Below are 20,229 nucleotides of genomic sequence, written 5' to 3' on the forward strand. Positions count from 1 at the left end.
AAGGAGAGGCGCACGTGCCAGACTTTGATGAAGAACAGCCGAAGAAAAAAGGCGGAAAGCTCAAGTGGATTATCATTCTGGTGCTGCTGCTGGTGCTGGGCGGCGGGGGGTACTTTGCCTACACAAAATTCTTTGCCCCCCAAGGCAGCACCACGGACGCGCCGGCGCAGCAGGCAGAAGGTCAATCCGCCCCGACGGAAGCCCCTCCCGGAGACACGCAGGTGGTCACCCTGCCCACGTTCCTGGTCAATCTGGCTGATCCCCTGGGCCGGCGCTATCTTAAAATGACCTTGGACGTGGAAGTGACCAACAAGCAGGCGGCCGAGGAGTTGAACAAGCAAACGCCCAAAATCCGCGATGCCATCATCCTGCTGCTCTCCAGCAAAACCTATGCTGACTTGTCCACCTTCGAGAGCAAGCTGGTGCTGAAAAAGGAAATCGTGGAGCGCCTGAACCTGATTCTGGGTGGCGCGAAAGTGCGCAACGTGTACTTCACGGACATGGTGATTCAGTAATCCGGCCCCAGCGTTGACGCTGCGGCGATTCACCTCAACATGACAGTATTTCCGCGTGTACATCGACGCGGCGAAAGAGCGGAGCATTTCCCATGAGTGACGACATGGATCAGGACAAATTGGCCGAAGAATGGGCCGCGGCCCTTGCCGACCAGGACGACACCGGCCTTGATGACGACCCCATGGATGTGCTGTCCGGCGCCAAAGGCGGCGCCAGCGACGACGCCCTGGCCGAAGAGTGGGCCCGCGCCCTGGCCGAGGACGAAGGGGACAAGGTCAAGAAAGGTCGCGATCAGGACCGGCTCTCCCGGCAAGCCAGAAAGGCGGACTTCAAGGATTTGACGGAAGAAGCCAAAAGCCCGCGCGTGGACAGCTCCCGCCGGGAACTGGACTTCATCCTCGACATTCCCTTGGATGTTTCGGCCGAACTGGGCCGTACCCGCCTGCTGATCAACGAACTCCTGCAGCTGGGCCAGGGCTCCGTGGTGGAGCTGAACAAACTGGCTGGCGAACCGCTGGAAATCTACGTCAACGGTAAACTGGTGGCCCGCGGCGAAGCGGTGGTCATCAACGAAAAATTCGGTGTCCGCCTCACGGACATCATCAGCCCCATTGAGCGGGTCAAGCAGCTGGGATAGCAGCCCGCTGCCACGCGAGCTGCGCCGGCGCTTCCCGCCAATAACCCGGGGCTGGCACCGTGCGTCCGCAACGAGGCGGAGGGAAGGGATGTTGCTGCCTGCGCGGTCTTCCTTCCCTCCGCCTTGTTCCATCTTCTCCAAAACACGCCAGGGGTGGCGTCTTGACCGGGACCGCCGCTGGTGGCACCGTGCAGACACGCCGCACCAGCTGTCAGGCTTCGGCATCCGCGTGCGGTGGTGTGTCCCCTCAATCAATTCCGGATGGCTGTCTCATGCGCAAGATGGATGTTCCAGGCAACCGTGGCGTATGGCGTTGCATTTCAAGCGGCATGGTGTTGCACTGGCGGCGACCCGCCCTGTGCGGCGCGCTGCTGCTGCACTTGCTGATGCCGGGCGTGGCGCTGGCCCAAGAGCAGCCGCAGCTGCTGGTGGCCGACGGCGATGTGGCCGCCGCGCTGGCCGAGTCCAATCTGACCGCCCCCCTCCAGCACTCCCGGGATTCCGGAAATGCTGAGGACCCCGACGCCGCCCAACAGGTGTCTCCCCCCGCCACACCGGCCGGGAATCAACCCGAAGCACCCGGACGCGCCAATAATTCGACGCCTCAGCCGTTGACCGACGCGGCCACGCCGGCCGGGGCAGCTGTCGAAGAATCCACCCCCCTTGCGCCGGCTCCTGCCACAGCCACCCCGGACCACAACGCCTCCACCTTGGTCGAAATGAAAGGCGCAGCCGAAAAACCCGGCGAGCTGAATATGCCGACCATCGGTTGGAATAGTTATTTCAAGGCCTTGGGAGGATTGTGCCTCATCCTGGCCCTGGTGTTCGGCGGCTTGTACGCCATCCGCAAGATCGTGCCACGCGCCGGACTGGGCGGGCAAAAAGGCCGGCAGCTGGTCCTGGAAAGCGCGCTTTCCCTGGGGCCCCGCAAATCCGTCATGGTGGTCCGCTTCTTGAATAAGCAGCTTGTGCTCGGGGTGACCGATACCCGAATCACCTGCCTGCACATTCAGGAAGACGACCATGCACCAGACGAATCAGATACCTCTCCACGAAACGCCGCAGCATCCCCGCTGCACCACGGGCAACGCGGCGAGCCCCAGGCGGAAGCGCCGGACAACGTGCTCCGCAGCTTTGCCGACCGCCTCAAGGAGCATCTCTAGCCTCCTCCGCAGGGTTCACCGGGGTCCGGGGCTGGCCATCGGTCAGCCTGTGATGGCTTTGATGCTCCTGGGAGCGCTGCTGGGCGCGCTCCTGGCCTTTGCCCCGGCAGCCCACGCCCAGCCATCCACCAACTTTTCCTTTCCCGAGCTGTCCATGACGCTCTCGGGCGGGGAAAGCGAGCCGGAAAAGGTCTCCACCACCCTGGAGATTCTCTTCCTGCTCACCGTGCTTTCACTGGCCCCGGCCATCGTACTCACAGTGACGAGCTTCACGCGCATCATCATCGTGTTCTCGTTCGTGCGCCAGGCCATGGGCACACAACAGCTGCCCCCCACACAGGTGCTGACCAGCCTGGCCATCTTCATGACCGTGATCATCATGATGCCCACGGGCAAGGCCATCAACGACCAGGCCCTGCAGCCCTATCTGGAAGAACGCATCGGCTTTCGCGATGCCCTGACCAAGGCCGAACAGCCCCTGAGGGAGTTCCTGTTCAAGCACACCCGCGAGCAGGATCTCTCCATCTTCTATTCCATCGCCAAGATAGACCGGCCCCAGAACAAGGAATCCGTGCCCACGATGATGCTCGCCGCGGCGTACATCATCAGCGAAATCAAGACCGGCTTCATCATCGGCTTCCTCATCTATATCCCCTTCCTCATTCTGGATATGGTCGTCTCCTCCATTCTGCTGGCCATGGGGATGATGATGCTGCCGCCGGTGATGGTTTCCATGCCCTTCAAACTGCTGCTGTTCGTGATGATAGACGGCTGGGGGCTCCTGACCTCCTCGCTGGTGAACAGCTTCCTCAACGTCTGACCGCGCAGACAGGAGAACACCCATGACTCCCGATTTCGTCATCGGCTTTGCCAGAGGCGCCATTGAACTGACCCTGGAAATGGCCCTGCCCATCCTGCTGGTCAGCCTCGTGGTGGGCGTGGTGGTGTCCGTGCTGCAGGCGGCCACGCAGATTCAGGAGCAGACCCTGAGCTTCATCCCCAAGATCGTCTCCATCTTTGTCGCCTTCGTCATCGCCTTCCCGTGGTTGCTGGAAAAAATCACCAGCTATGCCACCGAGGTCTTTGTCAACATTCCCACCTACATCCGCTGAGTCTGGCGCATGGCGGCCGCGGCCAGGGCCATGGCCGCAGCCTGGGCCACGTTCAGCGAATCCGACTCCCTGGGCAGGGGAATCCACACCGAGGCCTCGCAGGCCTTGGCCACACCAGGGCGCACGCCCCTGTCCTCCCCGCCCAGCACAAAGCAGAGGGGAAAGCGCAAGGGCAGCTCCCACAGGCTCACGGCCGGCGTATCGTCCGGCGCGCCGTCCTTGGGGCGTCGCAGGGCCAGGCACTGCCAGCCGGCAGCCTCGGCCTGCTCCAGGGTGCGGGACAGGTTGGTGACCCTGGCAATGGGCAGCTTGTGCAACGCGCCCGCAGCGGCGCGCGCCGCGCCAGCGCCCAGGTGCGCGGCATTGTGCTTGGGCATGATGATGCCGCCCGCCCCCAGGGCCCAGGCCGAGCGCACCATGGTGCCCACGTTCTGCGTATCCTGCACCTGATCCAGCATCAGCACCACGGGCAGGGGGGCATCGAGGGCCTGCGTCAGCAGGGTGACGCCATCGAGATATGCCGCAGCAGAGACTCTGGCGGCCACACCCTGCTTGCCGGCCGGGCCGAGATTCTCGAACCAGTTCGCCTCGCGCCACTGGGTGCGCACGCCGGCCGCGTGGCAGGCGTCCATGATCTCGCGGAACTGTTTGCTGGGTCTTCCCTTCAGCAACAGGACCTGCTCCACCCGTGAAGCATCAGCCACAAGCTGTTCCAGGACCGCTTTTTTGCCCACAAGCCAGTCTTGCTGCTGTTCGTTTGCACGGTCTTTTGCGTGAAATTTCTCTGGTTGTCTCGGGCTGTTGGAGCTGCCATTCTCGTTCATGCGTGGGTTCCGCCTTGCGCTGAAGTGCATTGATCTCTTGCGTTTTCTCTAGAATTTTATTAAAGAATAAACTTCTTTACAATAGTTTTTCATATTGCTAGTACAATAGTGCCCTCACACTCTGTGTGTGCCGGTATTACTGTGTTGCATCTGTGGTTCTGCTCCAGGGTGGATCCGGTGTTGGATGTGTTTCATCAACTTCCCTCCGGGCCAGACGGCGCAGCAGCTGCACCGCAGTGGCAGCATACGGCCTCGGAGTGTTATCTGGACACCGCAGGGAGCGAGCCACATGCATCATTCACCGTGCCAAGGCAAGGAAAAGCTCAGGGTGGGGCCGGCGTTTGTCCGATCCCGACACCGTTGCGCACCATCCCTGGCGTTCCGCATCGCCTGCATCGCCTGTCTGGCCCTGCTGAGCGCCTGCGCCGGCACCCAGCCCCAGCCGCCAGCCATGAGCCCCTTGAGCGTCGAATATCTGGACAACCTCGACGCCGTCATCACCGAATCCGGCCCCATTAACGTGGATGGGGTGGAACTGTCGGACCAGGAAAAAACCGCGCTGAACACGCCGCTCTCCCTGCGCTGGGAACTGAACGACTTTGCCCGCGAGGCCATCAAGCGCGAATTCGTGCATCTGCACTATAAAAACAAAGCCAACGTGAGCGTCTGGCTGCAGCGCTCCGAGCGCTACATCGGCTATGCCAAGCGCGTGTTCCGCGCCCAGGGGCTGCCCGAGGATTTGGCCTATCTGCCCTACATCGAAAGCGGCTACAACCCCATTGCCTGCTCCCCAGCCGGGGCCATGGGAGTCTGGCAGTTCATGCCCGAGACCGGCAAGCGCCACGGACTGGCCTGCACCACGTACATAGACGAACGCCGCAACCCCTGGAAGGCCACCTTTGCCGCGGCCAATTACCTGAAAAAACTGCATGAGCAGTTCAAGGATTGGTCCCTGGCCCTGGCGGCCTACAACGCCGGCGAGGGCAAGATCGGTCGCGCCTGCGCGGCCACGGGCGCCACCAACTTTTTCCAGCTGGCCCTCCGCAACGACTCCCTGCCACCGGACATGCAGCTCAAACCCGAGACGCTGCAGTATGTGCCCCGCTTCATCGCCATGCTCAAGATTGCCAACAACCTGCAGGCCCTGGGGTATCAGCCCGTGGTGGAGCAGGTGGGTGCGGAGCCGCAACGGCACACCATTCCGCCGAATCTGGATCTGAAAGCCCTGGCTGACAACGTGGGCATGGACTGGGAGACCTTCCGCAGCCACAACCCACATTATCGCATCCCCATCAGCCCGCCGGGTCAGGAGTGCCACATCTACCTGCCCCAGGGCCTGGAAGGCCGGCTGCAGGCCTATCTGCAGCGCCCGGTAATGGCCACCTCCAAGGCCAAGGCCGCCGCGCTGGCCGAGGCCCAGGGCAGCAGCGGCATCGGCAAGTCCCAGGGCAAGTCTTCCTGGCATGTTGTGGAAAAGGGTGACACCTTCCCCAAAATTGCCGCCAAATACAACGTGCCGCTGGACCAGCTGATGAAGATCAACAAACAGCGTTCCAAGGATCTCAAAAAGGGCGAACTGATTGCCCTGCCCTCCTCTCGGGACGCCAGGGAACCCGCTGCGCCAGCCAAACAGCTCGCCCAATCGCAGCCCCCGTCTGGCCCGTCTGGACAGTCTGGGCCGACGGCGAAATCGCCCGCAAGTGCACCCGCAACATCATATGTCGTCCAGACCGGGGACACCCTCTTCTCGCTGACCAAAAAATTCAACGTGCCCATGGACGCCCTGCTCAAGGCCAACGGGCTGAGCGAACCCGGCGCCCTGCGCGCGGGCATGACCCTGAATCTGCCAGGCAATGCCCCGGCCGCCGAAAAGCAGGTGGCCCAGAGCAAGCCTGCGGATAACGCCCCCGCCAAGCCGGCCAAGGCCGCTGCCGACGCCAAACCCAATGGCAAAAAGACCATCTACAAGGTCGCCCAGGGTGACACGATCTGGTCCATTGCCCGCAAGTTCCAGGTCTCGCCATTTGATCTGCTGACCTGGAACAACATGAACAAGGACTCGGCCCTCAAGCCCGGCGACAAACTCGCCGTCTACGTGGCGTCGAACTGAGGCAGCAGGGCTGCGGCCAACACGATCATACCGTTTGGGGAAGGGGAGCTTGAGGGGGGAATCCTGTTTTATTACAAGGATTCACCCCCTCGCTCAGTCTCCAATCCGAAGCTGCTTCCAATCCAGGACCAGATGCAGCAGGGTCCGGGTGGCAAAGCCCGTGGCGCCGGCCGGGCTGTCTGGTGCGCCCTTGCTCTTGAAGGCCGGCCCGGCAATGTCCAGATGTACCCAGGGCACCCCCTCCGGGGCAAACTGCTTGAGAAAGAGCGCCGCAATGGCGGAGCCGCCCATGCGCGTGCCGGCATTCTTCATGTCCGCCACCTCGCTCTTGAGTTCCTCGAAATACAGATCCCACAGGGGCATGGGCCACAGCAGATCGCCCACGGGCATGGCCATGCGCTGCAGGGCCGCGGCCAGGAGCGGATGATTGCCGTAAATGGCTGCCACATGATCGCCCAGGGCCACCACGGCCGCGCCGGTGAGGGTGGCCAGGTCGATGATTGCCTGGGGCTGATAGCGTCCGGCATAGGCCAGGGCATCGCAGAGCAGGAGGCGGCCTTCGGCATCGGTATTGATGATCTCCACCGTCTTGCCGGCCAGGGTTTTGACCACATCTCCCGGACGCACGGCCAGTGGGCCGGGCATGTTGTCCGTGGCCGGCAGAATGGCCACCACACGCTGGGTGGCTTTGAGCTCGCCCATGGCCTTGAGACAGCCCAGGATGGCCGCTGCGCCGGCCATATCGCTCTTCATCAGCTCCATGCCCAGGGCCGGCTTGAGGGAGATGCCGCCTGTGTCAAAGGTCACGCCCTTGCCCACCAGCACCAGCGGCGGGTTGGCTGCGGCCTCGCTCTTGCGCAGGCCGTGGGTGTCCAGCACCAGCAGCCGGGCATGGTCCGGATTAGCCTGAAACACGGCAGCAAAGGCGCCCATGCCCATCTCCAGCACCTCGCCGGCGGTGTAGACTTCCAGGGCATAGCCGTATTGCGTGGCGATGCTGCGGGCTATGTCTTCCAGATAAGCCGGCGTGGCCAGGTTGGCCGGTGTGTTCACCAGATCACGGGCCAGATACACCCCGGCGCCACCGGCCAGGCCTCGGGCCAGGGCCTTTTGCAGCGGGCTGCCCGGTCCGGGTTGCGGATCATCCACCACCAGCTTGATGTCCGGGGCGGGATGCCTGGGGGCCGGCTTGGTCTTGAGCGCGGAGTATTCATACAATCCGCCCAGCGCTCCAGCCACGGCCTCTTCCACCAGCACAGGCACATCCGCATCCAGCATTCCGGCCAGGGCCTCCAGGCAGGCCATGGGCAGAAGCATGGTTTCGGCCTTCAGCTCCCGGCATCGGGCTGCTGCCGCACCAATGGCCTTGCGCCATAACACAAGCCCGTTCCAGGGGGTCAGGCTTTCCTTGCTCAGTGCGGAGGCTTCCCCCAGACCGACCACCACCACCCGTTCCGCGCTGGCGGCGCCGGGCTCCGTCGGTCCATACAACAGGGACACGCCAAGAGCCTCGCCGCTGATGTCGTCCCAGGCCGGATGCTCCCAGAGCCAGGGCAATAGCGGGATGAGCGCCGGACCGCCGCACAGCCGTTCCGGGTCGCGGCGTTTGGCATCCTGTTGCAGTACAAACACCACATGCACGTCACCGGCGTGGCGGGGTTGAATCGGGGCAAAGGAAATATCCATGCGTTCTCCTTTCGACAGACTGTCCGAGCCTTGAGCCTTACCGCGGCCGCAGGGCGAAGACAATATCTTTCCCACTCCTGCGTCATTCCCTCAAGTTTGCCGGCCGGCTGCCGATGGTATTCCACAAGAGGTGCACGACCATGGAACTGAACGCCATCGCTGGCGGCACGTCCGCCTTCGCCATTGCCGGGTATTCTACAGGCTCCACCTTTGGGTCGCTGTCCATCAAGACTCCTTCCAACAGCAGTTCGGCAGAGCTGGGCAATACCTTTGGCCAGGCCGTAGTGCTCCAGCTGCAAAGCGGACTGAGCAAGGACGAAGGCCTGGCTTCCTCCCTGGCCGATGCCCTGGGCGGCTCCATGGATTATCTGCGCAACGAATTCGGCGATGCAACAGCCCAGGCCGCCATGGCCATGGTCGCCAAGCGGCTGGATGATGCAGGCCAGATCTCGGAAGAGGATATCAGCAAGGGCCTGCTTGACGCCGTGCGGCTGGTGGACGGCACCTATGGTTTTGCCGCCGGCGACAACGTGATGCGCCAGTTCAACGGCGATCTCAACGACGCCCTGAACGCCTATTTCGACAATGGGCTGCAGGAGCGCTTCTTCGCCTCTTCCTCCATGGCTGCAGATGGCAGCAGCGCGCCTTCGGGCATTGTCCTTGCCGACTTCATGCCTGCAGCGGAGGGCGATGCGGCCGACGCAGCCGTATCTCCCATGGCGTCCTTGCTGGATGCCCTGCAGGATGATCTGAATAGCACCCTGGAAAAAGCGGACGAACAGGCCGCAGCTGCCGATCCCTCCCAGCTGGAACTGCAGCAGGGCCTCTTGCAGTATGATCTGATGGCCCTTGGTGGCCAACCCGCCGGCAGCTTTGGGACCACCGGTCTGGATCTGCGCATTTGATACGCTGCCTTGCAGGCATCCGCTTGCGGCCCCGCCGCTTTGGGTCTATGTTCCGGGAAAACCGGGGGTCACGCCATGGCAGTGGATGCCAGCCTTGAGACGCGGCAATATCTGACGTTTGTGCTGGAAGGGGAACTCTTTGCCCTGACCATCTCTTCCGTGCGCGAGGTGCTGGAATACACCACCATCACCCGCATTCCGCGCACGTCCGAATACATGCGCGGCATCATCAACGTGCGCGGCAGCGCCGTGCCGGTCCTGGACCTGAACCTGAAGTTCGGCCGCAAGGCCACGGTGCCCACCATCACCACCAGCATCATCATTGTGGAAGTGAATCTGGAAGGCGAGCTGACCACCATCGGCGCACTGGCTGATTCGGTGGAGGAAGTCTTTGAACTCAATGACGAACAAATCGCGCCGCCACCGCGCATGGGTTCCAGCATCAAGGCGGAATTCATCCAGGGCATGGGCCGGCATGATGAAAAATTCATCATGATCCTGGATGCGGATAAGATTTTCTCCATCGACGAAATTGCCGCCCTGCAATAGCAGGCGCTTTTTCACACCAAAATGGTCTTATTTTTCGAACTCGTGGGCGCGCTGGCCGGCCTGCTGACCACCACGGCCTTTCTGCCCCAGGCGCTCAAGACGTGGCGCAGCAAATCCGTGCGGGATATTTCCCTGGCCAGTTATGTCTGTCTGGTGAGTGGGGTGAGTCTCTGGCTGTGCTACGGGCTCCTGCTTGAGGCTTGGCCCATCATCGTTGCCAATGGCGCGGCGCTGCTGCTGCAGGGATCCATTCTCTGGATGAAAATTCGCTACGGCCGCGCTGAAGCCACGGAGTAACCGGCGGCCTGCTGCGAAGTGGCGACGCCAGCCGGGGCCTGGGCGCTCATGGCGTCCTTGAGCATATCCAGGTGTGCGGCAACAACCTTCTTAAATTCTTTCATATACTTGGCCGGCAGTGACCCACCCTTGATGTTCACCAGATTGGTGGGGTTGATCCAGTTGCCGTCCTTCTTCATGCGGAAGTCCAGGTGTGGCCCGGTGGCAATACCCGTGGCGCCCACATAGCCGATCACCTCGCCCTGTCGCACCCGGGCCCCCTTTTTCAGCCCGTTGGCAAAGCGGGAAAGGTGCAGGTACATGCTTTCGTAGCCGGATTGGTGCTTGAGCTTGATGTAGTTGCCCGCGCCGTTGCCCCAGCCGTTGAAATCCACCACGCCATCGGCCACGGCCATGACCGGCGTGCCCTTGGGTGCGCCATAATCCACAGCCGGATGCGGCCGGACAATGCCCAGCACGGGATGTTTGCGGGCCATGGAAAAGCCGGAGGTGACGCGGGTAAACGCCAGCGGCGCCTTCAAAAAGGACTTTTTGAGGGAATTGCCCTCGGCGTCGTAATATTCGGCCTTTCCAGTCTCATCGTGAAAGAGAAAGCCATAGAATGACTTGCCACTGTTGACAAACTGGGCGGCCAGCACATCGCTGTAACCCACCAGGGCACTGTCCAGAAATCGTTTTTTGATGAGCACGCGGAAGCTGTCGCCCTCGCGGATGTCCCGCAGGAAGTCCACATCGCAGGAGAATATTTCCGCCAGCCGCACGGCAATCTCAGGCTTTTCTCCCATGCGTTCCACAGCGCCAAACAGGCTGGACCGGATTTCCCCGACCAGAGCCTCTGTCTTGACGTCATACACAAGGGGAACATGGCCGGCGACGAACTCATCCCCCTTGCGCTCCACAATGAGCAGGCCCTTGTCATCCTCTTCATACACAAACTGCTGCAACGAGCCAGCCACAGTGGTGATGCGATACGTCTTGCCCACACGCAGGGAAGCGACATTGAACTGCCCCTTGCAGGCACTGGTGAATTTTTCCAATTCTCCAGGAACGATATATGGATCCAACAGGCTGGAGAGGGTATCCCCGGCGTTGACCATGTCTTCAATGATGCATGGGGCGTTGGGATCGGCCGGGGACTGCGCCGAATGCGCCAGCCTGGCCGTGGTGTTTTCGCCCAGTTGCTGCTCGATTTCATGCCCCTGGGGCGGCGCAGGGCAGGCAGCGCCTCCGGCCGGTTCGTCCGTTTCCCCAAATTGCAGGGCCTGAGGATCATTCAGAGACAAATGCGCACCGTGCGGCGGCTCGGGTTCAGGCAGGGTGACCACCTCGCCTTCCGCAAACGGCTCGTGAATGGGATCCTCAAACAGCGAAAACATAGAAATGGTGGGCAACGGCACACCGTAAAACAGGACAAAGGCCAGACAGGCCACCAATCCAAGACGTTTCTTCCCCCGCATGGGCCTGGATGCATCGTGCCTGGAACTGCCCAGCCGCCTGTTGCGCGGGCGCGGCTTGCGTACAATTCCCAGGTGCGGCGAACGTCTCAGCAATGGTGTCCTCCTGCTGCGATTGGATTTGAATTCCAGGACGGCGCCGGCAGGACGCCCCACGGCGGCTCCCCATATGACTATGAAAACGAATCGCATTTGTCCAGATTCGCAGATCCATTTTACATTTTTTTTAGAGTGTGGAGACCCTGTGGAATCTGTGGATAAATGAATTTTTTAACGTAATAATTCCAGCGTGTTGTTCTCTTGGCACCAGTTTTTCAATCTGGTATATGACTGCCTTGCTTCGCTGGCCGCGCCGGCCAGGGCGCCTGGCCTTGCCCCGTGCGATTCGTGTCTGCAACCCATCCAAACCTGGTCGGACTGTAGTGAAGAGTTCCCTGCGTCAGCACCTGTCCCAGCGCTGCCCCGAACATGAGTTGCGGCAATGGTTTGACCCATTGCGCCTCATGGCGGACGAGGACGAGAAACGCCTGGTGGTGACCTTTCCGCACAGCTTTTTTGCAGACTGGTTCCGTGGCACGGTGCAGGACCGTTTTGAGGAGGCCGTCTCCCAGTTTCTGGAACCCGGCTACACCATCACCTATGAAATCGGCCACTCCAACGGCAGCCAGCCCGGGCCGGCTGCCAGCCCTGCGGCCACCAAGATGGACTTCCCCTTTGGGCGCGAGTTCACCTTTGAAACCTTCATCAGCAACAAGAAGAATTACTTCCCCGTGGCGTCGGCCAAGTCCGTGGCCAAAAGCCAGGACGCAACCTACAACCCGTTCTGCATTTGCGGCGAGTCCGGCTCGGGCAAAACGCACCTGATGCGGGCCATGGCCAACGAGGTCAGCAAGACCTGCGAAAAGCAGCGGATTTTTTTCGGCTCCATGGAAGACTTTGCCGGGCTGGTAACCAAGATACGCCGGGAGGGGGCCGCCCTTCCCCGGCAGGCCATGCAGCAGTATCAGTTCCTGTTTGTGGACGATTTCCACCGCCTGCGCGAGGATTTTACCCTGCAGGAAGAGCTGATCCAGATTTTCGACAGCTTCCACGAAACCCGCCGCCAGATGGTCTTCTGCTCGCCGGAAAAAATCACCGCCTGCGACTACCTGCTGCCTTCCCTCAAATCGCGCATGGAATGGGGTCTGGTGGTGCTGCTGGCCCGACAGGATGTGGACATCCGCGCCCGCTACATCCAGCGCATGTGCGATGCCAAAAAAATACGCCTGAGCAAGGAGCAGATGCTCACCCTGGCCCAGCGTTTCGAGAGCTTTCGCTACCTGCAGGGCATCATGCTCAAGCTCTTTGCCTTCAAGGAGCTTGTGCACAGGGACATTCAGGATGAGGACTTTGCGCGCATTCTCGAGTATACCGAAAACCGGCCCGAGGGCAGGCTCTCCGCCGAGGAGATCCAGGCCCGCGTGGCCGAACACTTCGGGCTGACCATGCAGGATCTGGTGAGCGACCGCCGGCAGCAAAACGTGGTCTTCGCCAGGCAGGTGGCCATGTTCCTGTGCCGGGAGCTCACCGGCGTGTCGTATCCCGGCCTGGGCCGTCTCTTCGGGGGCAAGGACCACTCCACCGCCATGTACGCTGTGCGCAAGGTGGCCAAACTCCAGAAGGATAACAAAGACATCCGAGCGCTTGTCGCTCAGTTGAAGAAAAAATGTTCGTAACCGGTTCCTTCAGGCACCGTCGGGCGGACACGAACATTGCCCGTGTGCCTTTGTTCCTGACGACACACTTGGCGTGTTCGTATTTTACTGAATAAATCACGCCTGTTATGGCGATTGGTGACAAAGCTTCAGGCCATACAAATACCATCAGGGAGATCTAGATGAGAATTAAATGCTTCAAGGACGACATCATTGATGGCCTGCAGAAAGCCGCCGGGATCATCCCTTCCAAAACCGGCGCAGCCTATCTGCGCACCATCTGGATCAAGGCTGAAGACGCCACGGTGACCATCTACGCCACCGATACCAGCCTTGAGTTCACCGGCAGTTATACGGCCGAAGTCCTTGCTCCCGGCCTGGCCGGCGTGCAGGGCAAGGCCTTTGTGGACCTCGTGCGCAAACTCCCCGCCGGTCCCTTGCAGCTGAGCCTGGATGGCGAAGGCAAAACCCTCTCCATCGAACAGGGCTCCCGCAAGTACAAACTGCCCACCAACGATGCCCAGTGGTTCCAGAACTACACCCCATACCCGGCTGATGGTTCCGTTCCCTGGGCCGGGGACTTCCTCCAGGAGCTCCTGGACCGCGTGGCCTTCTGCATCAGCGATGAAGACACCATGGAAGCCATCGCCTGCCTGTGTCTCAAAAAGGCCCCGCCCAAGCCTGCCCAGACTCCGGAAGAAGAACCGGAACAGGTGGTGGAGATCTGCGGGCTGAACGGCCATCAGTTCGCCATGGTCCGCTTCCGCAACGACGACATCTTCTCCCTCATCCCGGATGAGGGCCTGCTCCTGCACCGCAAATACGTCCAGGAACTGCGCAAATGGCTGGCGGCCGACGCCTTTGAGCTGGCCATCGAAGACCGTCGCCTCTTCTGCCAGTCCGGCGATGGCTCCGAAACCTTCAGCATGCCCATCGCCAGCTATCAGTACCCGGATTATTACAATTTCCTCTCCCGGCTCGCCGGGGAGAATACCTCCAGACTCAAGGTAAACCGCCAGGATCTAGCCGAATGTCTGGACCGCCTCTCCATCTTCAATACCGAAACCAACCGCTGCGCCTTCTTCCACTTTACCGGTGAACGCGAGCTCATGCTCACCGCCCAGGGCCAGGAAATCGGCTCGGCCACGGAAACGCTGGAAGTGGAATACGAGGGCGCGCTCAAGAAAATTGCGTTCCCCACCAAGGGGCTCCTGGAGATTCTCTCGCACTTCACCTCCAAGGAGCTGACCTTCACCCTTACCGGCGCCGAAGGCCCCTGTGGCGTGATCGGCGTTGAGGATCCCGAGTACACGGTGATCATCATGCCCATGAAAATCGTGGAAGAGACGTACTACAGCGAGGAAGAGGTTCGTTAAATGACGGATTCGCGCACTCTCGGAAACAGCGAGCCCCTGGCCCAGCCTGGTGGCAACCCCACGGGCCAGAAAGGCTACACCGCAGATTCCATTACTGTGCTGGAAGGCCTCTCGGCCGTCCGCAAACGCCCGGCCATGTACATCGGCTCCACCGACGTGCGGGGCCTGCATCACCTGGTCTGGGAAGTGGTGGACAACGCCGTGGACGAAGCCATGGCCGGCTGGTGCACCACCATCGGCGTCAAGGTGCATGTGGACAACTCCATCACCGTCTCGGACAATGGCCGCGGAATTCCTGTGGATATCCATCCCAAGGAAAAGCGGCCGGCGGTGGAAGTGGTCATGACCGTGCTGCACGCCGGCGGCAAGTTCGACAACGATGCTTACAAGGTGTCCGGCGGCCTGCACGGCGTGGGCGTGAGCGTGGTCAACGCGCTGTCGGAGTACCTGGAAGTCTGGGTCCGCCGCGACGGCAAGCGCCATCATCAGCGCTACGAACGCGGCCGCCCTGTGACCGAACTGACCTGCGAGGGCGACACTCCCAAGCGTGGCACCACGGTCAAGTTCAAGCCCGATGAAGAAATCTTCGAGGTGATGGAATTCAACTTCGAAACGCTCAAAAAGCGCTTCGAGGAACTGGCCTACCTGAACCGTGGCCTGCAGATCGAGCTGGCGGACGAACGCAGCGGCGAAAAGGCCACCTTCCGCTTTGACGGCGGGGTCAAGCAGTTTGTCAAGGATCTGAACGCCGGGGACATGGGCGTGCACGCCCTGATTCATGGCGAGGGCGAGGCCGAGCACATCACTGTGGAATTCGCCCTGCAATACAATGCCGGGTACAAGGAAAACGTGCTCACCTTTGCCAACAATATCCGCACCAAGGAAGGCGGCACGCATTTGGTGGGGTTCAAGACGGCGCTGACCCGGGCCATCAACACCTACATCAAAAACTCCGACATCTCCAAAAAACTCAAGCAGACCATCAGCGGGGACGACGTCAAGGAAGGCCTCACCGCCGTGGTCAGCGTCAAGGTGCCACATCCGCAGTTCGAAGGGCAGACCAAGACCAAGCTGGGCAACAGCGAGGTGGCCGGTCTGGTCGCCTCCCTGGTCTACGACCGCCTGAGCGTGTTCTTTGAGGAAAACCCCAAGGACGCCAAGCTCATTGTGGAAAAGGTGGTCGATTCGGCCCGGGCCCGCGAGGCCGCCCGGCAGGCCCGCGATCTCGTTCGCCGTAAGGGTGCGCTTTCGGATAACTCCCTGCCCGGCAAGCTCTGGGATTGCCAGGCCAAGGACCCTAGCGAAAGCGAACTGTATATCGTGGAAGGCGACTCCGCCGGCGGCTCGGCCAAGGGCGGGCGCGATCCCAAGTTCCAGGCCATCCTGCCCCTGCGCGGCAAAGTGCTCAACGTGGAGCGCACCCGCTTTGACCGCATGCTGGCCAACAAGGAAATCCGCACCCTGATCCAGGCCCTGGGCGCGGGCATTGGCGATGAGGACATGGACCTCGCCAAGCTGCGCTACCACAAGATCATCATCATGACCGACGCCGACGTGGACGGCGCGCACATCCGCACGCTGCTCCTGACCTTCTTCTTCCGCCAGTACGCCGAGCTCATCGAAAAAGGGTATCTGTACATCGCCCAGCCACCACTTTATCTGATCAAAAAAGGCAAAACGGAAAAATACATCAAGGATGACGAAGGAATGCAGGCCTACTTGATGGACCGTCTGGCCACGGAACTGGTCATTGCCGGCGAGAACGGCGTGGAGTTCGCCGGGGCCAGCTCCATCGACCTGCTCCAGCAGATTCGTGTCATCAAGCAAAAGGCCGACGAAGCCGAGGGTATGGCCATCCACCTGCCCCTGTTCATGGCCCTGTTGGGCTTTCAGGAGCGCATTCTGGCTGCCTCATTCCAGGATCTCCAGCAGGATGAGGAGAGCCAGGAGAACATCACCCAACACCCCCTGCATGCGCACCTGGCGGCCCTGGGATTTGCCCTGCGGCTCATCGATGAAACCGACGACGTGGAAACCCGGCATTATCTCCAGGTGACGGACCAGAATGGCCACGCCACGCGCATCGGCCTGGAATTCTTCGGCACACGCATGTACCGCGCCGCCCACGAGACCTACTGGGACCTGCGGACCCGCACCGGCGGCACGCAGTTCACCCTGCGCCGGCGCGATCAGGATGCCGAACAGGCCCGGCCTGTGGAGAACATGTTCCTTCTGCTGGCCGAAGTGTTCCAGGAAGCCCGCAAGGGCCTGGGCATCAAGCGCTTCAAGGGCCTGGGCGAAATGAACGCCGAGGAACTCTGGGCCACCACCATGAATCCGGAAAACCGCACCCTCTTGCAGGTGAGCGTGGAGGATGCCGAGTCTGCGGACGAGATCTTTTCCGACCTCATGGGCGAAAAGGTCGAGCCGCGCCGGCAGTTCATCGAACGCAATGCCCTGCTGGTGACGGAACTGGACATCTAAACTCTAGGCAATACAAGGCTTTCCCGTGAGTGAATTCGGCATTCAGCCCATCAGTATTGAGCAAGAGATCAAGAAATCCTATCTTGAATACTCGCTAAGCGTCATTATCGGCCGGGCCATCCCGGATGTGCGCGACGGCCTCAAACCCGTGCATCGTCGCATCCTGTTCGGCATGCACGAGCTTTCCAACACCTGGAACCGCCCGCATCTGAAATCCGCGCGTGTGGTTGGCGATGTCATGGGTAAATACCACCCCCATGGCGACGCGGCCATCTACGACGCCCTGGTGCGCATGGCCCAGCCCTTCTCCATGCGCGACGTCCTGGTGGACGGGCAGGGGAACTTCGGTTCCATCGACGGCGACGCCCCGGCGGCCCAGCGGTACACCGAAGTGCGCATGGCCAAGCTGGCTGGCGAAATGCTGGCCGACCTGGACAAGGAAACCGTCGACTTCCGCCCCAACTACGACGATTCCGAAAAAGAGCCCGTGGTGCTGCCGGCCAAGGTGCCTAATCTGCTCCTGAACGGCTCCTCGGGCATTGCCGTGGGCATGGCCACCAACATCCCGCCCCACAACCTGGGCGAGTTGTGCGACGGCGTGCTGCATCTTCTGGACAATCCCGAATGCAGCATTGTGGAGCTCATGCAGTTCATCAAAGGGCCGGACTTCCCCACCGCCGGTCAGGTCTTCGCCGGCCAGGGCCTCTATGACGCTTACGCCACCGGCCGCGGCTCAGTGCGCGTGCGCGGGGTCATCAGCCAGGAAGAACGCAAAAAGGGCTTTGAATCCTTGGTAATTACCGAGCTGCCCTTTGCCGTGAACAAAACCTCGCTGGTGGAAAAAATCGCCTCGCTGGTCAATGACAAGAAAATTGAAGGTGTCAGCGACCTGCGCGACGAGTCCAACCGCAAGGGCATCCGCGTGGTGCTTGATCTCAAAAAAGGCGCCATGGCCGAGATCATCATCAACGCGCTCTTCAAATACACGCCCCTGGAATCCAGCTTTGGCGTGAACATGCTGGCCGTGGTGGACAACCGCCCCAGGCTGCTGAATCTGAAGGAAGTACTGCAACACTTCCTCTCCCACCGGCGCGAGGTGGTTATCCGCCGCACCCGGTACGAACTGCGCAAGGCCGAAGAGCGGGCCCATATCCTGGAAGGCCTGCGTATCGCCATCGCCAACATTGACGAAATCGTCGAACTCATCAAAACCAGCGGCAGCCCGGCCGAGGCCAAAAGCCGGCTCATCGACCGCTTCATCCTCTCCGAAGTGCAGGCCCAGGCCATCCTGGCCATGCAGCTGCAGCGCCTGACCGGCCTGGAAGTGGAAAAGATCGAGGCTGAATACAGGGAACTCCAGGAGCGCATCGCCTACCTGAAGAGCATTCTGGAAAGCAGCGAAGTGCTCAAGGGCGTCATCCGCGATGAAATCACGGAAGTCAGATCACTCTATGCCACGGAGCGCAAGAGCGAGATCCTGCCTGATGACCTGAGCGACTTTGTCATCGAGGATCTGATCCCGGACGATGAAGTCATCCTGACGCTTTCCCGCCGGGGTTATATCAAGCGTACCACCCTGGACAACTACCGGGTCCAGGGCCGGGGCGGCAAGGGCGTGGCCGCAGTGCAGACCAGTGACGGCGACTTTATCCACACCTTCTGCGCCACCTCCAACCACCAGACGTTGCTGCTCTTTTCCAACAAGGGACGCATGTACTCCGTCAAGGTGCATCAGATTCCCGAAGGCAGCCGCACGGCCAAGGGCATGCACATCGCCAACCTGCTGCCCCTGGAGCGCGAAGAGTGGATCGCCACGGCCCTGACCATGCGCGAGTTCGCCGAACACCGCTCCCTGCTCTTCGTCACCCGCAAGGGCGTGGTCAAGCGTTCGGAGGCCGTGCTGTACTCCAACGTCCGCCGGGCCGGGATCATCGCCCTTAACCTGCGCGATGATGACGAGCTGATCATGGTTCGTGAAGTTGGCGACGCCGACGAATGCGTGCTGACCACCCAGAAAGGCCTAGCCATCCGCTTCCCGGTCAACGAAGTCCGCCTCATGGGCCGGGCCAGCGCCGGCGTGAAAGGCGTGACCCTGGCCAGCGCGGACAACGTGGTGGCCGGCGTTATCCTCAAGTCCGGCAATGGCGTGCAGGAGATTCTCTCCATCTCCAGCAACGGCTATGGCAAGCGGACCCTCATTGAGCACTACCGCCTGCAGTCCCGCGGGGGCAAGGGCGTCATCAACATGAAGGTCACCTCCAAAACCGGCGACGTCATCGGCGCCATGCCAGTGACGGAAAGCGATGAGCTCATCCTGCTGACCACAGCCAACAAGGCCATCCGCACCTCGGTGCGGGAAATCAGCCTCGTGGGCCGAGCCACCCAGGGCGTGCGCATCGTGCGCATGGACGAGAAGGACAGCGTGGCGGCCTTTGATCTGGTCCGCGAATCCCTTAACGACGCCTGCCAGGTGTAACGCAATGCGTGCGTGGTCCATGCGCTTTGCAGCCCTGGCCTTTCTGGCCGTTCTGACCCTTGCCACAGCCTGCGGCAAGGAGAACAAGGAACGCACCCAGGCCATCTTCCATCTGGTGAATGCCCGGATTCATTATATCAAGGGCGACTATTCAGGTGCAGAACAGCAGTACGAACGTTATCTGCACCTGGCGCCGGATGGGGAATTCAGCTGGGAAGCCTGGAACCGCCGGGTCTACATCTGGCTTTCCGTAAACAACAACAGCACCCAGGCCGCGGAATTGCTCAAGGAAATGGCCGTGGAGTATTCGGATACGCCGGAGCGGATGCCCACCATCCTGTTTCAGCTGGCCACTGCCTATGAAACTGCTGCGGACCTGGAGAATTCCCTGGGCGCGTGGAATGCCTTCCTGGATCTGGAAGGGCAGGATTCGCAGAATGCCACCATGGCCTATCTGCATATTGCGCATCTGGAACAGGAACGCCGGGGATATGAGCAGGCGCTGCAGGCCTTGAGCAAATGTCTGGCCCTGGTGCCGCCGCAAACAGAGGCCGGAAACAAGGACGTACGGCTGCAGCGGCATACCTGTATCTACGAGCAGGCCCGTACCAGACTCATGCAGCTGCGCATTGACGAGGCCCGTGACCTGCTGGAAGGGTTGATTCTGGAGCCAGGCATCGACAAGGAACTCAACGCCACCGTCGGCTATGTGCTGGCGGACATCTACCGCACCCAGAACAACCCGGACAAGGCCATGGTCCTGCTTAAGGCCATCCAGGAGTGGTACCCCAATCCCGTGGTGGTCAGGAACCGGCTGGAAAAGATCGAACAGTCAAAAAAAGCCCCGCCCGTGCAATAACAACGTCCGCCCAACGTCCGCCCGGGAAACAGGCATCAGCGCCTGTTTCCCGGGCGGTTCCCGCACAACTGGCCTTACACAATCAAT

17 protein-coding genes are annotated in these 20,229 nt (G+C 61.1%); 14 read left to right on the forward strand and 3 right to left on the reverse strand.

What is annotated here, in order from left to right; translation table 11 throughout:
• The first annotated feature begins 14 nt into the window (after positions 1-14).
• The 5 genes from ACYQ00_RS05895 (at position 15) to fliQ (ending at position 3,428) form a co-directional block, all read left to right on the forward strand.
• The gene (locus ACYQ00_RS05895) at positions 15-515 is read left to right on the forward strand and encodes a flagellar basal body-associated FliL family protein (RefSeq protein ID WP_460031236.1); all 501 of its coding nucleotides are present in this window, start codon (positions 15-17) and stop codon (positions 513-515) included.
• A gap of 92 nt (positions 516-607) precedes the next feature.
• Positions 608-1,153 (forward strand): flagellar motor switch protein FliN, encoded by a 546-nt coding sequence (gene fliN / locus ACYQ00_RS05900; RefSeq protein WP_460031237.1) that lies wholly within the window; start codon positions 608-610, stop codon positions 1,151-1,153.
• Positions 1,154-1,425: 272 nt separating this feature from the next.
• Entirely contained in the window at positions 1,426-2,316 is an 891-nt protein-coding gene (gene fliO, locus ACYQ00_RS05905) for a flagellar biosynthetic protein FliO (RefSeq protein ID WP_460031238.1), read from the forward strand.
• 61 nt (positions 2,317-2,377) lie between these two features.
• A complete protein-coding gene (fliP, locus tag ACYQ00_RS05910; protein ID WP_460031335.1) occupies positions 2,378-3,136 on the forward strand; it encodes a flagellar type III secretion system pore protein FliP in 759 nt (252 codons plus the stop codon).
• 22 nt (positions 3,137-3,158) lie between these two features.
• Entirely contained in the window at positions 3,159-3,428 is a 270-nt protein-coding gene (gene fliQ, locus ACYQ00_RS05915; RefSeq protein WP_460031239.1) for a flagellar biosynthesis protein FliQ, read from the forward strand.
• On the opposite strand, the gene ACYQ00_RS05920 is transcribed toward fliQ, so the two are convergent.
• Positions 3,416-4,282: a TrmH family RNA methyltransferase gene (locus tag ACYQ00_RS05920; RefSeq protein ID WP_460031240.1), complete on the reverse strand. Its 867-nt coding sequence runs from the start codon at positions 4,280-4,282 to the stop codon at positions 3,416-3,418. The two genes, fliQ and ACYQ00_RS05920, sit on opposite strands and share 13 nt — an antisense overlap.
• 259 nt (positions 4,283-4,541) lie before the next feature.
• Here ACYQ00_RS05920 and ACYQ00_RS05925 point away from each other — a divergent pair, with 259 nt between their 5' ends.
• A complete protein-coding gene (locus ACYQ00_RS05925; RefSeq protein ID WP_460031241.1) occupies positions 4,542-6,362 on the forward strand; it encodes a lytic transglycosylase domain-containing protein in 1,821 nt (606 codons plus the stop codon).
• A gap of 93 nt (positions 6,363-6,455) precedes the next feature.
• Here the strand turns inward: ACYQ00_RS05925 and ACYQ00_RS05930 are convergent, their stop codons facing one another.
• Positions 6,456-8,048, reverse strand: a complete 1,593-nt coding sequence (locus tag ACYQ00_RS05930; protein ID WP_460031242.1) for a leucyl aminopeptidase family protein — start codon at positions 8,046-8,048, stop codon at positions 6,456-6,458.
• A 140-nt stretch (positions 8,049-8,188) separates the two neighbouring features.
• Here ACYQ00_RS05930 and ACYQ00_RS05935 point away from each other — a divergent pair, with 140 nt between their 5' ends.
• From ACYQ00_RS05935 to ACYQ00_RS05945, 3 genes are all read left to right on the forward strand, one after another.
• A complete protein-coding gene (locus tag ACYQ00_RS05935) occupies positions 8,189-8,953 on the forward strand; it encodes a hypothetical protein (RefSeq protein WP_460031243.1) in 765 nt (254 codons plus the stop codon).
• Between the two features lie 75 nt (positions 8,954-9,028).
• Complete coding sequence (locus tag ACYQ00_RS05940) at positions 9,029-9,502, forward strand: chemotaxis protein CheW (protein ID WP_460031244.1); 474 nt, start codon at positions 9,029-9,031, stop codon at positions 9,500-9,502.
• Between the two features lie 21 nt (positions 9,503-9,523).
• Complete coding sequence (locus tag ACYQ00_RS05945; protein WP_460031245.1) at positions 9,524-9,799, forward strand: SemiSWEET transporter; 276 nt, start codon at positions 9,524-9,526, stop codon at positions 9,797-9,799.
• Here the strand turns inward: ACYQ00_RS05945 and ACYQ00_RS05950 are convergent.
• Positions 9,772-11,256 (reverse strand): M23 family metallopeptidase, encoded by a 1,485-nt coding sequence (locus ACYQ00_RS05950; RefSeq protein ID WP_460031246.1) that lies wholly within the window; start codon positions 11,254-11,256, stop codon positions 9,772-9,774. The two genes, ACYQ00_RS05945 and ACYQ00_RS05950, sit on opposite strands and share 28 nt — an antisense overlap.
• 419 nt (positions 11,257-11,675) lie before the next feature.
• Here ACYQ00_RS05950 and ACYQ00_RS05955 point away from each other — a divergent pair, with 419 nt between their 5' ends.
• From ACYQ00_RS05955 to ACYQ00_RS05975, 5 genes are all read left to right on the forward strand, one after another.
• Positions 11,676-12,968, forward strand: coding sequence for a DnaA ATPase domain-containing protein (locus tag ACYQ00_RS05955; protein ID WP_460031247.1), 1,293 nt, complete (start codon positions 11,676-11,678; stop codon positions 12,966-12,968).
• A 161-nt stretch (positions 12,969-13,129) separates the two neighbouring features.
• Positions 13,130-14,323 (forward strand): DNA polymerase III subunit beta, encoded by a 1,194-nt coding sequence (gene dnaN / locus ACYQ00_RS05960; protein WP_460031248.1) that lies wholly within the window; start codon positions 13,130-13,132, stop codon positions 14,321-14,323.
• Entirely contained in the window at positions 14,324-16,807 is a 2,484-nt protein-coding gene (gene gyrB / locus ACYQ00_RS05965; protein ID WP_460031249.1) for a DNA topoisomerase (ATP-hydrolyzing) subunit B, read from the forward strand.
• A 25-nt stretch (positions 16,808-16,832) separates the two neighbouring features.
• Positions 16,833-19,283 (forward strand): DNA gyrase subunit A, encoded by a 2,451-nt coding sequence (gene gyrA / locus ACYQ00_RS05970; RefSeq protein ID WP_460031250.1) that lies wholly within the window; start codon positions 16,833-16,835, stop codon positions 19,281-19,283.
• Between the two features lie 4 nt (positions 19,284-19,287).
• Entirely contained in the window at positions 19,288-20,142 is an 855-nt protein-coding gene (locus ACYQ00_RS05975; RefSeq protein ID WP_460031251.1) for a tetratricopeptide repeat protein, read from the forward strand.
• Positions 20,143-20,229: the final 87 nt, after the last annotated feature.

It is taken from the genome of Megalodesulfovibrio paquesii (genome assembly GCF_054653055.1).

What these genes read in the sequence shown, in the direction of transcription:
- gyrB (WP_460031249.1), top strand. Translation starts at nt 14,324, where the DNA reads ATGACGGATTCGCGCACTCTCGGAAACAGCGAGCCCCTGGCCCAGCCT.
- fliP (WP_460031335.1), top strand. Translation starts at nt 2,378, where the DNA reads ATGCTCCTGGGAGCGCTGCTGGGCGCGCTCCTGGCCTTTGCCCCGGCA.
- ACYQ00_RS05975 (WP_460031251.1), top strand. Translation starts at nt 19,288, where the DNA reads ATGCGTGCGTGGTCCATGCGCTTTGCAGCCCTGGCCTTTCTGGCCGTT.
- ACYQ00_RS05935 (WP_460031243.1), top strand. Translation starts at nt 8,189, where the DNA reads ATGGAACTGAACGCCATCGCTGGCGGCACGTCCGCCTTCGCCATTGCC.
- ACYQ00_RS05940 (WP_460031244.1), top strand. Translation starts at nt 9,029, where the DNA reads ATGGCAGTGGATGCCAGCCTTGAGACGCGGCAATATCTGACGTTTGTG.
- dnaN (WP_460031248.1), top strand. Translation starts at nt 13,130, where the DNA reads ATGAGAATTAAATGCTTCAAGGACGACATCATTGATGGCCTGCAGAAA.
- ACYQ00_RS05945 (WP_460031245.1), top strand. Translation starts at nt 9,524, where the DNA reads ATGGTCTTATTTTTCGAACTCGTGGGCGCGCTGGCCGGCCTGCTGACC.
- ACYQ00_RS05920 (WP_460031240.1), bottom strand. Translation starts at nt 4,282, where the DNA reads ATGCACTTCAGCGCAAGGCGGAACCCACGCATGAACGAGAATGGCAGC.
- ACYQ00_RS05925 (WP_460031241.1), top strand. Translation starts at nt 4,542, where the DNA reads ATGCATCATTCACCGTGCCAAGGCAAGGAAAAGCTCAGGGTGGGGCCG.
- ACYQ00_RS05930 (WP_460031242.1), bottom strand. Translation starts at nt 8,048, where the DNA reads ATGGATATTTCCTTTGCCCCGATTCAACCCCGCCACGCCGGTGACGTG.
- fliQ (WP_460031239.1), top strand. Translation starts at nt 3,159, where the DNA reads ATGACTCCCGATTTCGTCATCGGCTTTGCCAGAGGCGCCATTGAACTG.
- fliO (WP_460031238.1), top strand. Translation starts at nt 1,426, where the DNA reads ATGCGCAAGATGGATGTTCCAGGCAACCGTGGCGTATGGCGTTGCATT.
- fliN (WP_460031237.1), top strand. Translation starts at nt 608, where the DNA reads ATGAGTGACGACATGGATCAGGACAAATTGGCCGAAGAATGGGCCGCG.
- ACYQ00_RS05950 (WP_460031246.1), bottom strand. Translation starts at nt 11,256, where the DNA reads ATGCGGGGGAAGAAACGTCTTGGATTGGTGGCCTGTCTGGCCTTTGTC.